Genomic DNA, 13,185 nt, shown 5'->3' with positions numbered 1-13,185 from the left:
ATCATGGCTGAAGAACTCTCTGCCGATTACCTCGTGATCGGTTCCGGCATCATCGGCTCCCTGGCTGCGCGCAAGCTCGCGCTGGCCGGCGCCTCGGTGCTGATCCTGGAAGCGGGACCGCGCGTGTCGCGCGGCGAAATCGTCGCCCGTTTCCGCAATACGACGCGCCGCAGCGACTGGATGTCGCCGTATCCGTCCGTCGCCACGGCGCCGCACCCGATCTACCAGCCGACCGATAACGGCTACCTGGTGCAGGCCGGCCCGTATCCGTACCCGGCCGAATACATCCGCCAGTTCGGCGGCACGTCGTGGCACTGGGCCGCGCAGGCCTGGCGCAACGTGCCGAACGACTTCCGCATCCATACGCTGTATGGCGTGGGCGTCGACTGGCCGATCAGCTACGAAGACCTGGAGCCGTTCTACCAGGAAGCGGAAGAGATTATGGGCGTCTCGGGTGCGGAGAACACGGGTTCTCCGCGCAAGCAGGCATTTCCGATGGACCCCGTGACGGAGCCGTACGCCATGCGCCGCATCCGCGAGCGCCTCGACCCCACGTTCAAGGTCGTCGGCAACACGGTGGCGCGCAACAGCGTCAGCTACGATGGCCGCCCGGCCTGCTGCGGCAACAACAGCTGCCAGCCGATCTGCCCCATCGATGCGCAATACCACGGCGGCATTGCCGCGCAGCAGGCGGAAGACGCGGGCGTGAAGATCGTCTGCAATGCCAACGTCTACAAGCTGGAACACGACGCGCAGGGCCGCATCACGGCCGCGCTGTACTACGACGTCGACAAGAAAAGCCACCGGGTCACGGCCAAGACTTTTATCCTCGCCGCCAACGGCATCGAAAGCCCGCGTCTGCTGCTCGTTTCCGCCTCGGACAAATACCCGAACGGCCTGGCCAACAGCAGCGACATGGTGGGCCGCAACCTGATGGACCATCCGAGCACCTCGATCACCTTCGACGCCGATGAAGACTTGTGGCTGGGCCGGGGCCCGCAAAGCCCCAATTCCATCAACACCATGCGCGATGGCGACTTCCGCAGCGAGCACTCGCCGTACCGCCTGGATTTCACGAACATCTCGCGCGTCGACGGCGCCACCAGGGAATTGATCGGCAAGGGCGTGTTCGGCGAAGCATTCGAGCAGCAGCTGCGTTTCCGCTCGGCCCGCGAAATGAGCCTGAAAAACGTGCTGGAAGTGCTGCCGAACCCGGAAAACCGCATTGCCCTGAGCAGCGAAAAGGACGCCATGGGCATCCCCAAGCCGCAGGCACACTATTCGATCGACGAGTACACGAAGCGTGGCCACGAGCGCTCGAAGCAGGATTTCGAACAGATCGCCAAGCTGATGGGCGGCACCAATCTGCGCCACAGCAAGGAAGGCGTGTTTGCCAACAACCAGCACATCTGCGGCACCCTGTCGATGGGTTCCGACCCCGCCAAGGCCGTGTGCGACCAGTGGGGCCGCACCTTCGACCACGCCAACCTGTTCCTGTGCAGTACCGGCGTGCTGCCCACGTCCGGCACCTGCAATTCGACGGAAAACGGCCTGGCCGTTGCGCTGCGCACCGTCAAGCACATCCTCGACGAACAACAGGGAGGCACAGCATGATGGCGGCCTTCAGACTGACGGCGGGCGCCGTCTTGCTGTCCCTCGCGGCCATGCCCGTGCTGGCTGCCGACAAGGCCGTGCCCGATGCGGCGGCGATCGAACGCGGCCGCTACCTGGCCACGGCCGGCGACTGCATCGCCTGCCATAGCGTGCCTGGCGGCAAACCGATGGCGGGCGGGCTGTCCCTGGCGACGCCATTGGGCGCCATTGTCGCCACCAATATCACGCCGTCGACAACGCACGGCATCGGCAATTACACGCTCAAGCAGTTTTCCGACGCCGTGCGCCATGGCGTGCGGGCAGACGGCGCCAACCTGTACCCGGCCATGCCCTACACGGCCTACGCCAAGGTGACGGACGAGGATACGGCGGCCCTGTATGACTACTTCATGCACGGCGTGGCGGCCGTGGATGCGGCGCCGGCGCAAGCGACGGAGTTGCCGTTCCCGTTCAACATCCGCTTGTCGATGGCGGGCTGGAACATGCTCTTCCTCGACAAGAAGCCGTTCGTCGCCGATACGGCGAAAAGCATGGAGTGGAACCGGGGCGCCTACCTGGCGCAAGGCCTGGCCCACTGCACCACCTGCCACACGCCGCGCAATGCGCTGATGGCCGAACAGCTGTCGAAGGAGTTGGGCGGCGCCGACCTGGGCACCTGGCATGCGCCGAACATCACGTCGGATATCAACAGCGGCGTGGGCGGCTGGAGCCAGCAGGAACTGGTCGATTACCTGCGCACGGGCCGCACCGCCAACAAGGCGCAAGCGGCGGGACCGATGGCCGAAGCCATCGACCATAGCCTGAAGCACCTGAGCGATGCGGACTTGCACGCCATCGCGCACTACGTCAAGAGCGTGCCGGCCATCCGCGACAAGGCAGATACGCAGCCGGTGACGCAGTGGGGCAAGGTGGGCGACGAGCTGGCCAGCATCCGCGGCGTGCCGCTGCCGCAAAACCTGAACAAGATGTCGGGTGCGCAGCTGTACGATGCGCAGTGCGCCAGCTGCCATCAGGCCAGGGGCGAGGGCAGTTTCGACGGCAGCCTGCCGCCGCTGTTCCACAACTCGGTGACGGGCCGCAGCAACAGCAACAACCTGGTGATGGCCATCCTCGACGGCGTGGAGCGCCAGGATGGCAAGGGGAATCATGCTGCGGGACACCTGATGCCCGCCTTCCGCCAGACCCTGTCGGACGAGCAGATCGTCACCCTGGGCAATTACGTGCAGAAGATGTACGGCAATCCCGCAATCAAGGTGACGGCAGAGCAGGTGACGACCCTGCGCAACGGCGGCGCGCCGTCCAACCTGATCGGCCTGGCCCGCGCGGGCATCATCGTCGGCGTGCTGGTGTTGCTGGCATTGCTGCTGTGGTGGCGGGGACGCCGGCGCAAGCAGGCGTAGAAGCAGCCGCGAATAACAGGCGCTGAAGTACAGGCAGGGGCCGGGCTGAATGGTCCGGCCCTTTTTTACGTCTTGAAATCGCAACTGGTTTGCATCTGCGGAATTTATGTACTATCATTAGTTACATGAGACGCGACAGTAAACTATCATCGATCCTCCATGTGCTGCTGCACATGGCCCACGCGGGACGCCCGATGACGTCCGAGGAACTCTCCGCTTACCTGGATACCAATCCCGTGCTGGTGCGGCGCGTGATGGCCGGCTTGCGCGAGCGCGGTTACGTGGCTTCGGTCAAGGGGCACGGCGGCGGCTGGCGCATCGTCTGCGACCTGCACCGCGTCACGCTGCACGACATTTACGTGGCCGTGGGTTCGCCCACCGTCTTCGCCATGGGCAACCGCGTCGATCAGCCGGGCTGCCTGGTCGAGCAGGTGGTCAACCAGTCGCTGGCCGGCGCCTTCGACGAAGCCGAGGCGCTGCTGATCCGGCGCTTTGGCGCCGTCACCCTGGCCGACCTGGCTGAACGTTTCAGCCAACAATACGCCGCACACCAAGGAGCACCGCATGACCATTCCTGAATCTCAGAGCGGCGCCACGCCTGCCGCCGCATTCGACGCCCCGTTCGACGCCATCATCGTCGGCGGCAGCTACGCGGGCCTGTCGGCCGCCACGCAACTGGCGCGCGCCCGCCGCCGCGTACTGGTGGTCGACGGCGGCCAGCGCCGCAACCGCTACGCCAGCCACTCCCACGGTTTCCTGACCCAGGACGGCAGCGGGACGGCTGCCATCGCGGCCGAGGGTAAGGCGCAGCTGATGGCGTATGCCACCGTCGCCTGGCTGGATGGCACGGCCGTGCAGGCAGCGGCCAGCAGCGATGGCGATGGCTACGACGTGACCCTGGCGGACGGCATGCGCGTGCGGGGCCGCCGGCTGGTGCTGGCCACCGGGGTGATCGACGAATTGCCGCCCGTCGATGGCCTGGCCGAGCGCTGGGGCGGCAGCGTCTTTCACTGCCCGTATTGCCACGGCTATGAACTGGAGCAGGGCGCCATCGGCGTGCTGGCCACCGGCCCGCTCTCCATGCACCATGCGCTGATGCTGCCCGATTGGGGCACGGTCACTTTTTTCCTGAATGGCGCGTTCGAACCCGATGGCGCGCAGCTGGAGCAGCTGGCCGCCCGCGGCGTCACGGTGGTGCGCGCGCCCGTGGCGCGGATCGCCGGCGTGGCCGACGTGGTCATGCAGGATGGCAGCCGCCATGCGATGGCCGGTCTGTTCGTGGCGACCCGCACCCGCTTGGCCAGTTCCCTGGCCGGTGAGCTGGGCTGCACGCTGGAAGAGGGTGCCATGGGCCCGTTCGTGCGCACCGACGAGCAAAAGGCCAGCAGCGTGCCTGGCGTCTTTTGCTGCGGCGACGCGGGCCGCATGGCCGGCAGCGTGGCGTTCGCGGTGGCCGATGGCGCCATGGCTGGCGTGGCAGCGCACCGCTCGCTGATGTTCGGACTGACCCCGGCGGCGTAATGCCGGGGCCGTGGTACGTGCTGGCGCTCAGGCGGCAAAACCGCCATCGATCTTCAGCCCTGCACCCGTAACGAACGCCGCTTCCGGGCTGGCCAGGTAAGCGACCATGCCGGCGATTTCATCGGCCGTGCCGTGGCGGGGCAGGGCCATCAGACCGTGCATCAGGTCGGCGAAGTCGCCCGTCGGCGGGTTCATGTCCGTGGCGACGGGGCCCGGCTCCACGTTGTTGATGGTGATGCCGCGCGGACCCAGGTCGCGCGACAGGCCTTGCGTCAGGCCGCTCAGCGCCGATTTGCTCATGGCGTAGGCGGCAGCGCCGCCGAACGGCATGCGGTGCGCGTTCGTGCTGCCGATGTTGATGATGCGCCCGCCCGTCTGCATGTGCGCCACGGCTGCCTTGATGGCCACGAACACGGCGCGCACGTTGACGGCCACGGTCTTGTCGAAGTCTGCCAGCGAAAAGTCGTCGATGGCGCCCGGCAGGAATACGCCGGCGTTGTTGACGAGGATATCGATGCGGCCAAATTGCGCCGCCACCTTGTCGATGGCCGCCGTCAGGGCGGTGGCGTCAGCCGCATCGGCTTGCACGCCCAGGGCCTTGCCACCGCTTGCCTCCACCGTGGCGGCCAGCGCCTGCGCTTCGGCGGCCGAGCTTTGATACGTGAAGACGACGTTGGCGCCCTGGCTGGCCAGGCGGCGCACGATGGCGGCGCCGATGCCGCGCGAGCCGCCCGTCACAAACGCGATCTTGTCTTGCAGTGGCAGGGAGGTGGTGGTTTGGGTTTGCATGATGTGCTTTCTAAGTGAGGAATCGAGGAGTTCAGTATCTGCCTTTCATTCCTGCCGCGCTAGCCATGAATCGCTACAATCACTTTCAACCATTGGTATCAGCTGAGCGGGTAGAATAGGCGCATGGACGCCCTCAATCACTTGCAATCTTTCGTGCTGTCTGCCGAGCTGGGCAGCTTTTCGGCCGCCGCGCGCCGCCTGGGACTGACGCCGGCCGCCGTCAGCAAGAACGTGGCGCGCCTGGAAGCGAGCCTGGGATTGCGGCTGTTCCAGCGCAGCACGCGCCGCCTGACCCTGACGGAAGGGGGCGAGCGTTTCCTGCAGCAGATAGGCGGCGCCCTGTCCACCCTGCGCGAAGCGATCGCCGGCGTGGCGGAAGAGGGCGGCCAGCCGGCGGGCATCCTGAAAATCAGCATGGCGCCGTCGTTCGGGCGCAGCTACGTGGTGCCACTGCTGGGCGACTTCATCGCGCGCCACCCGGGCGTGGTGCCCGACTGCCATTTCGACAACCGGCAAGTCGACTTGATCGGCGAAGGCTTCGATGTCGCCATCGGCGGCGGCATCGAGCTGACGCCGGGCGTGGTGGCGCGCGAGCTGGGCCACGCCCACATCGTCGCCACGGCGTCGCCCGCCTTCATGCAGGGCAAGGCCATGCCCAGGCATCCGTCGGACCTGGCGCAATTCGACGGCGTGGCGCGCCGCTCGGCCGGCAGCGGCAGGCTACGCAGCTGGATATTGCGCGACGGCTCGGGCGGCGAAGGCGTGGCCGAATGCCGGCCGCGCGCCATCTTCGACGACCCGGAAGCGATGGCGCAGGCGGCCATCCTGGGCGTCGGCGTGGCACTGCTGCCCATGCCGCACGCGCTGGCCCACTTGCGCAGCGGCGCGCTGGTACGCCTGCTGCCAGGCTGGCACGCCGATTCCGGCCCTCTGTCCGTGTACTATCCCAGCAAGAAACTCTTGCCCGCGAAGACGCGCGTATTCGTCGATTTCCTGCTGGAGCAGTTCCGCCAGCGCGATTTCGCCGCGCAGATGCGGCCCGATTAACCGATAAAGAATTCCGATGCATAGCAATTACAGCCTGTTTTACACCTTCGACGGCGACCGGCCGGCCCGTTTCCGGGAAGCGCGCGTCTTCGGCACGACCGTCTGGACGGCCAGCGGCACGGTCATGACCTGGGGCGAGGAGACGCGCAACGACTACGCAAGGGAAGCCGAAGCGTACGCCGTCTACCTGGCGCATGGCCGGGCCGCGCTGGCCGACGGCTACGTGCTGGCGCGCGAAAGCGTCATCGACCCGGCCGTCTTCGATTTCGCGCTGCTGCAAACCCTGGTGGCGGATGCCGCGCGCCTGGCTGTCGAAGCCGCGCGCCGCGCGCATCCCGACCAGCACATCGACGCTTTCGCGTTGGTGAGCGACGACAGCGCCATGACCATCGGCCCCATGGCCAACAGCCGCGAAGCGCTGGCCGCCTCGGAGTACGGCGAGGAAATGTTGTGGAATCCCGCCGAATGGGCTTTCGAGGACGGCGGCGAATATTTTGACAGCGCCCACCGATTGCTGCTGCAGGCGCACCGCGACTTGCCGTTCGACGTGGACTTCGCCGCCTTCCGCAGCGGCGTGTTCGACGCCTGCATCGCGGCGCTGGCGCAGCTTGACGCCGAAGGGGTATTCGGCACGGGCGCTCGGCGTGACGAGAGCGTGCTGCTGTTCGAGGTCAGCGACAGCGAAGCGGTGGAAGGCGCGATGGCGCGTTTGAATCCGCCGGCGGTGGTGGCGCGGTTCGAGGCGTGGATGGCCAACTGGGCCGACTAGGTTCTACGCCGCTACCAGCCTGAGCCTTGTAATCTCCGCCGGCGCGCCGATGCGTTTCGGCGGCCCCCAGTAGCCCGTGCCGCGGCTCACATAAATCCACAGGCGGCCTTGCCGGTGCAGGCCCGCCACATAGGGCTGCTGCAGCGGCACGAACAGGTTCCATGGCCAGAATTGGCCGCCGTGCGTGTGGCCCGATAATTGCAGGTCGTAGCCGGCCGCTTCCGCTTCGGGGGCGCTGCGCGGCTGGTGTGCCAGCAGGATGCGGGGGATGCCGGCCGGCGCGCCGGCGATGGCCGCTTGCGGGTCGCTTTTCTGCGCCGGATCGAAGGCGGCCGCGTTGAAGTCGGTGACGCCGGCCAGCGCCAGGCGCGCGCCGTCGCGGTCGAGGACGACATGTTCATTCATCAGCACGCGCAAGCCCAGGCGGCGAAATTCCGCCACCCACGGCGCGGCGCCCGAATAGTATTCGTGGTTGCCCGTGACGAGGAAGACGCCGTGGCGCGCGCGCAGCTCGCCCAGCGGCGCCGTGTGGCTGCCCAGTTGCGCCACCGTGCCGTCGACCACGTCGCCCGTGATGGCGATGAGGTCTGCCTGCAAGCCGTTGGCGCGCGCGACGATGGCCTGCACGTAGGAGCGCTTGATGGTGGCGCCCACGTGGATGTCGCTCAGTTGCACGATGGTATAGCCCTGCAAGGCGGCCGGCAGGCCCGCGATGGGCACGTCGACGTCGCGCACGCGCGCCACCCGGCGGGCGTTGATGAAGCCGACGACGGTGGCCAGCAGCGCCAGGAGCAGCACAAGCATGGCGGACGCCTGCGCGTGCGGGCGTGTGGCGGGAATCAGCATCAGCAGTGCGCGCAGCGCGGTCAGCACGAACAGCGAGGAAAAAAAGCCCATGCAAAGCGAACCGGCCCAGCTCAGACGGTCGGCCAGGCGCGCATCGTTGGTGACGGCGCGGGCGAAGATGGTCATCGGCATGAGCATGGTCGACGCCAGCAGGACCAGGCCGCCCAGCAGCCAGCCGGCCAGGCCGACGGGCAGCGACGGCAGCAGCAGCCAGCCCAGGAGGGCGTGCAGGGCGCCCAGTATCATGGTGATGCGCAGCAGCGGCGTGCGGGTTGTCATGTCATGCTTCCAGAGGTGAGGCGGCCGCCGATTATAGCCGACGCCTTGGCCGCAGGCAGCCGCCACCCCGTTCAGGGGGCGATATGCAATCCCAGCATGGCCAGCTTGCCGAAATCGACGGGTTTGGCGAAATGTTCGTTGAAACCGGCCTGCAGGGCCGCCTGGCGGTCGTGTTCCTGGCCGTAGCCGGTCAGCGCGACGAGCAGGAATTGCTGCGGTATCGGCAGTTGGCGCAGTTTGACGGCCACGTCGTAGCCGCTCATGTCGGGCAGGCCGATGTCGAGAAAGACGATGTCGGGCTTGAATTCCAGCGTGCGCTCGGTGGCTTGCGCGCCCGTGTAGGCCGTGTGCACCGTGTGGCCGTACATTTCCAGCAGTTCGGCCAGGGTATCGGCCGCATCGCGGTTGTCGTCGACGACGAGGATGCGCTGGCTGCCGCCGGTGGCGGTCTGCGGCGCTGGTGCTGCCGCCACCGGCACGTTGGCGTCGAGCGGCAGCAGGACTTCGAAGGTGCTGCCCAGCCCCACGCCGGGGCTGCGCACGCTGACCTGGCCGCCGTGCAGGGTCACCAGGTTGCGCACCAGCGACAGGCCGATGCCCAGGCCATCCTGCACCCGGTCGGGCGAGTGGCCGCTTTGCTCGAACAGGCCGAAGATGCTGTCGATGCTGGCGGCGGCGATGCCGATGCCGTTGTCGCTGAGGCGGATGCGCACATTGTCGCCTTCGCGTTCGGCGGTAATGGCGATGCGCCCGCCCGGCGCCGTGAACTTGGCCGCATTGAGCAGCAGGTTGGCGACGATCTGCGACAGGCGCACGGCGTCGCCGCAGACCCACAGCTCTTCCCGGGGCAGGTTCACGTCCAGCGCATGGCCGCGCGCCTCGATGCTGTGCGAACTCGTTTCCAGCGCGCTGCGGATGACGCTGGCCAGGCTCACGCTTTCCCATTGCAGCGAGATTTTGCCCTGCGAAATGCGCGACACGTCGAGCAGGTCGTCCACCAGGCGCACCAGGTGATCGGTATGGCGGGCGATGGTGCGGCGCGCATTGTCCTGCACGGCCGGCACGACGGGGTCGAGCTTGCACAGCAGGGCCAGCGCCGTGCGGATGGGGCCCAGCGGGTTGCGCAATTCGTGCGCCAGGGTGGCCAAGAACTCATCCTTGCGGCGATCCACGTCGCGCAGCGCGCGCTCGACGCGGCCCAGGCGCAGCAGCGCCTTGACGTTGGCGATCAGTTCATCGGCCTCGATCGGCTCGACCAGGTAATTGTCGGCGCCGCCGTCCAGGGCGCGGATCTTGTCGGCCGTGCCGATGCAGGAAGCCGACGTTTGCAGCACCAGGATGGTGTTCGTCTCGGCGCCGCCCTTCAACTGGCGGCACACTTCCAGGCCGTTGATGTCGGGCAGCTTGACGTCGAGCAGGATCAGGTTGGGGCGGTCGTGGCGGGCGCGCAGCAGCGCGTCGCCACCGTTCGACGCTTCGATGACCTTGAAACCGGCGCGTTGGAGGATGCGCGACTTGGCGTAGCGGGCGCCATCGCTGTCATCGACGTTCAGGATCAGAGCATCGCTGTTGTTATCCGGTAGCATGCGCATTGTCCCAGGTGGTTGTGCCTTGCGGCGGAACCGGCTCTTGCCGGTGGTGTGGATTGCCGATCAGCGCGCGCAGTGTCGCCAGCAATTGCTGGCGCGGCAGCGGTTTCACGTAGTAGGCGTCGGCGCCCAGGGCCAGGCCCTTGCGCACGTCGTCGATCTCGGTGGCGACGATGACGGGCACCTGGCGCCGCAGCGGGTCGTTTTTCAGTTCGGCCAGCCAGTGCCAGGCCGTTTCGCCGTGCAGCAGGATATCGAGGATGACGGCGGCGGGGCGCTGCTGTTCCCAGCGCTCCTGCGCCTCGCGCACGCTGCGCGCGGGGACGACGCGAAATTCGCTGCCGGCCAGGAATTTTTCATACAACAGGCGCACGGGTGGATTGTCTTCCACCACCAGCACGGCGATGCGCTGGTCGTTGCCATTGTCGTTGGCTGGCGCGCACGGGGGCAGACTGCCTTCGGGCGCGTGGTAGCTGGCGGGCAGGACGACGGAAAACAGCGAACCGTGGCCCGGCGTGCTTTCCACGCTCACCGTGCCATTGAGCAGGGTGGCCAGGTTGCGGCACAGGGGCAAGCCCAGACCCGTGCCCTTGACCTTGCGCTGCATGTGGTTTTCCACCTGGCTGAATTCCTCGAAGATCATCTGCACGTCTTCGGCGGCGATGCCCAGGCCCGTGTCGGAGACGGAAAAGCGGATCGCGTCCTGCTCCGGCAGTGGCGTAGCGCTGACGACGATGGCCCCAGCCTCGGTGAACTTGAGGGCGTTGGAAATGAAGTTGCGCAGGATTTGCGACAGCTTGCCTTCATCCGTGTGGATATGCAGCGCCGGATCGGGGTCGATGAAGGTCAAGGTGAGCGCATCGGATACCAGCAGCGGGCGCAGCATGCCGCGCAGGGCGCTGAACAGGTCCGCTACCTGGAAACTGTTGGCGTGCACGTCGACCTTGCCCGCCTCGATCTTGGCCAGGTCCAGCAAGTCGTTCACCAGGTCGCTCAGGCTGACGGCGCTTTGCAGGATGAACAGCACCTGTTTTTCCTGTTCCTCCGACAGATCGCCGTCGATGCGGTCGAGCAGCAGCTTGGACAGGGCGCGGATGGAGCTGAGCGGCGTGCGGAATTCATGGCTCATGTTCGACAGGAAGCGCGATTTCATCTGGTCGGCGCGGCGCAGGTGGTCGGCTTTTTCGTCCAGTTCCGCGAACAGCGCCACCACGCCGCGGTTGGTGTCTTCCAGTTCGCGCGTCAGCTGCAGCAGGTCGTCCTGCCGCGTCTTCAGTTCGGCCAGGGTGGTCAGCAGCTCGCGGTTCTGCTGCTGCACTTCCGACAGCGTGATGTCCGGCGGCAGCGCCTGCAGGCCGCCGGACAGCGTGCCGATCTTGCCGCCGTCGAGCAGGGGCGCGTCGCGCGGGAACAGCTTGTGCAGGGTGATCTGCGTGCCGTCGCCCGGCGCGCTGCGGATATGGCAGCGGTCCATCAGGCGCTGGGCGCCCAGGATGCCCAGGCCCATGCCCGTCGGCGAGCGGTAGGTGCCAGCCAGTATCTGTTCCAGCTGCGCGATGCCGGGGCCCTGGTCCTCGATGCGGATGCTGAGCACCTGCGGCGCCGTCTGGCCATCGATGGCGAAATGCACCTTGCCGCTGCCGGCGTAGTTGTAGACGTTGCGCGCCAGTTCCGATACGGCCGTGGCGATGCGCACCTGGTCCTGCACGCCGAAGCCGCACAGGGCGGCGATCTGCCGCGCGCGCTGGCGCGCGCCCACCACATCGAGTTCGCTGCCGATATGGGCCGTCAATATGCGTCGTGTCATGTTGTTTCGCTCCTTTCCCCCGTCACGGCCTGCTGTTCCTCATGTTCGCGCAGCACCACCACCGTGACGTCGTCGCGCCCGCGCGCAAAATCGCGGTACAGCACGGCGGCGACGAGGCTGGGGTGGCAGTGCGCCAGGCCCGGATACTGTTCCAGGTCCCAGCGCGTGTGCAGGCCGTCGCTATGCATGATCAAGGTTGCGCCAGGCTGCCACGGATAGCAGAATTCCTGCACCTTGCGCAGGTTGCTGCCGACGATGCCGTTGTGCGACAGCAAATGCCGGCGCTGCCGCGCATCGAAGGCGCAGGCGGCGATATTGCCCACGCCCGCGTAGCGCAACTGGCGGCGCGCGCTGTCGATATGCGCCAGGGCCAAGGCCGCGCCGCGCGTGGCGCGCAGGGCGCCGTTGGCCAGCTCGATGAAGGGGGCGGGCAGCGGCGGCAGTCCCGGCGTGTCGTGTTCCAGCAGGGCGCTGGCGCGTTCCGAGGCGCGCGCCGCCAGCGGGCCGTGGCCCAGGCCGTCGGCCACCATCAGGCTCAGTTCATGGCCTTCGCAGACCACGTTCCAGGCATCGCCGCATACCTGTTCCGAGGCCAGCGGCAGGCAGACGGCGCCGATCTGCCAGTTCGGGCTGGCCGGGATGGCGCTGCTGGCGTTCGGCCCCCAGACCACCATCATCAGCACCGTGCCCTTGCCGGGCGCCGTGTACAGGTCGAATTCCTGGCTCAGGCGGCGTATCGCGCCCAGTCCCACGCCGTAGGTGCCCGTGGTGGAATGGCCATCCTGCATGTGCTGGCGTACATTCGCCATGCCGGGGCCGTTGTCGATGGCCAGCACTTCGATGCCGCTGGTGCCGCCGCGCAGCACCTTGCGCAGCAGGATTTCGCCGCGCTGCGCGTGCTTGACGATGTTGGTCGCCGCTTCGCTGATGATGATGGCCAGCTGGCCCGTGCGCACGTCGTCGAAGCCGATGTGGCGCGCCAGTTCGTTGCCGGCGCGGCGGGCCGTGGCGATTTCGCTCGGTTCGCCGACGGAAAAACGGCGTTGCCTGGCAATGTCAGGGGCTTGCTCGAGGTGGTTCAAAACAGCTTCCATTTCGCGATGGTGACAGTGGTGCCCGCGCCGGGCGCCGTGTCGATGTGAAAGGCGTCGGCCAGGCGCTTGGCGCCGCCCAGCCCCAGTCCCAGCCCGCCGCCGCTGGTATAGCCATCGGTCAGCGCCAGGGGAATATCGTCGATGCCCGGTCCCGCATCGACAAAGCGCAGTTCCAGTCCTTGGCGCGCGCCATCGCAGATGCGCGCGATGCGCGCTTCGCCGCCGCCGCCGTAGCGCAGGGTGTTGCGCGCCAGTTCGCTGGCCGCCGTGATGATCTTGGTCTGTTCGATCAGGCCAAAACCCATGGCGACCATGCTGTCGCGCACCTGCTTGCGCAGCCGCACGACGTCTTCGTCGCTGTGCAGGGGCAGAATCTGCTGCGACCCGGCCTGCGCCCGCTCCTGTGCCTGCGCGCCTAGCACGGCGCCCC

Annotated in this window: 12 protein-coding genes; 6 read left to right on the top strand and 6 right to left on the bottom strand. The window is 67.2% G+C overall.

Annotation, left to right across the window (positions count from 1 at the left end; translation table 11 throughout):
- Positions 1–3: 3 nt before the first annotated feature.
- The 4 genes from O3301_RS04345 (at position 4) to O3301_RS04330 (ending at position 4,535) form a co-directional block, all read left to right on the top strand.
- Entirely contained in the window at positions 4–1,614 is a 1,611-nt protein-coding gene (locus O3301_RS04345) for a GMC family oxidoreductase (protein ID WP_099667748.1), read from the top strand.
- Positions 1,611–3,014 (top strand): cytochrome c, encoded by a 1,404-nt coding sequence (locus O3301_RS04340; RefSeq protein ID WP_305055654.1) that lies wholly within the window; start codon positions 1,611–1,613, stop codon positions 3,012–3,014. Before O3301_RS04345 ends, O3301_RS04340 begins: the two co-directional genes overlap by 4 nt.
- 125 nt (positions 3,015–3,139) lie before the next feature.
- Positions 3,140–3,592 (top strand): Rrf2 family transcriptional regulator, encoded by a 453-nt coding sequence (locus tag O3301_RS04335; protein ID WP_305055653.1) that lies wholly within the window; start codon positions 3,140–3,142, stop codon positions 3,590–3,592.
- On the top strand, positions 3,579–4,535 hold the full coding sequence (locus tag O3301_RS04330) for an NAD(P)/FAD-dependent oxidoreductase (protein WP_305055652.1): 957 nt from the start codon (positions 3,579–3,581) through the stop codon (positions 4,533–4,535). The genes O3301_RS04335 and O3301_RS04330 overlap by 14 nt, the downstream gene beginning before the upstream one ends.
- A 27-nt stretch (positions 4,536–4,562) precedes the next feature.
- Here O3301_RS04330 and O3301_RS04325 read toward each other — a convergent pair whose 3' ends face one another.
- Complete coding sequence (locus tag O3301_RS04325) at positions 4,563–5,324, bottom strand: SDR family oxidoreductase (RefSeq protein WP_305052172.1); 762 nt, start codon at positions 5,322–5,324, stop codon at positions 4,563–4,565.
- A 123-nt stretch (positions 5,325–5,447) separates the two neighbouring features.
- Here O3301_RS04325 and O3301_RS04320 point away from each other — a divergent pair, with 123 nt between their 5' ends.
- Positions 5,448–6,371, top strand: a complete 924-nt coding sequence (locus tag O3301_RS04320) for a LysR family transcriptional regulator (RefSeq protein ID WP_289897688.1) — start codon at positions 5,448–5,450, stop codon at positions 6,369–6,371.
- Positions 6,372–6,387: 16 nt separating this feature from the next.
- Positions 6,388–7,140: a DUF4303 domain-containing protein gene (locus tag O3301_RS04315; protein WP_305055651.1), complete on the top strand. Its 753-nt coding sequence runs from the start codon at positions 6,388–6,390 to the stop codon at positions 7,138–7,140.
- Between the two features lie 3 nt (positions 7,141–7,143).
- Here O3301_RS04315 and O3301_RS04310 read toward each other — a convergent pair whose 3' ends face one another.
- The 5 genes from O3301_RS04310 to O3301_RS04290 form a co-directional block, all read right to left on the bottom strand.
- Positions 7,144–8,265: a metallophosphoesterase gene (locus O3301_RS04310; protein WP_305055650.1), complete on the bottom strand. Its 1,122-nt coding sequence runs from the start codon at positions 8,263–8,265 to the stop codon at positions 7,144–7,146.
- Between the two features lie 71 nt (positions 8,266–8,336).
- Complete coding sequence (locus O3301_RS04305; protein ID WP_305055649.1) at positions 8,337–9,851, bottom strand: response regulator; 1,515 nt, start codon at positions 9,849–9,851, stop codon at positions 8,337–8,339.
- Complete coding sequence (locus tag O3301_RS04300; protein ID WP_305055648.1) at positions 9,838–11,661, bottom strand: ATP-binding protein; 1,824 nt, start codon at positions 11,659–11,661, stop codon at positions 9,838–9,840. Before O3301_RS04300 ends, O3301_RS04305 begins: the two co-directional genes overlap by 14 nt.
- On the bottom strand, positions 11,658–12,743 hold the full coding sequence (locus O3301_RS04295) for an ATP-binding SpoIIE family protein phosphatase (RefSeq protein WP_257219001.1): 1,086 nt from the start codon (positions 12,741–12,743) through the stop codon (positions 11,658–11,660). The genes O3301_RS04300 and O3301_RS04295 overlap by 4 nt, the downstream gene beginning before the upstream one ends.
- Positions 12,740–13,177 (bottom strand): ATP-binding protein, encoded by a 438-nt coding sequence (locus tag O3301_RS04290; RefSeq protein ID WP_305055647.1) that lies wholly within the window; start codon positions 13,175–13,177, stop codon positions 12,740–12,742. Before O3301_RS04290 ends, O3301_RS04295 begins: the two co-directional genes overlap by 4 nt.
- Between the last annotated feature and the right edge of the window lie 8 nt (positions 13,178–13,185).

The sequence above is a fragment of the Janthinobacterium sp. SUN211 genome (assembly GCF_030587315.1).
Taxonomy (GTDB): domain Bacteria; phylum Pseudomonadota; class Gammaproteobacteria; order Burkholderiales; family Burkholderiaceae_D; genus Janthinobacterium; species Janthinobacterium kumbetense.
This window is presented reverse-complemented; position numbering and strand designations above follow the sequence as displayed.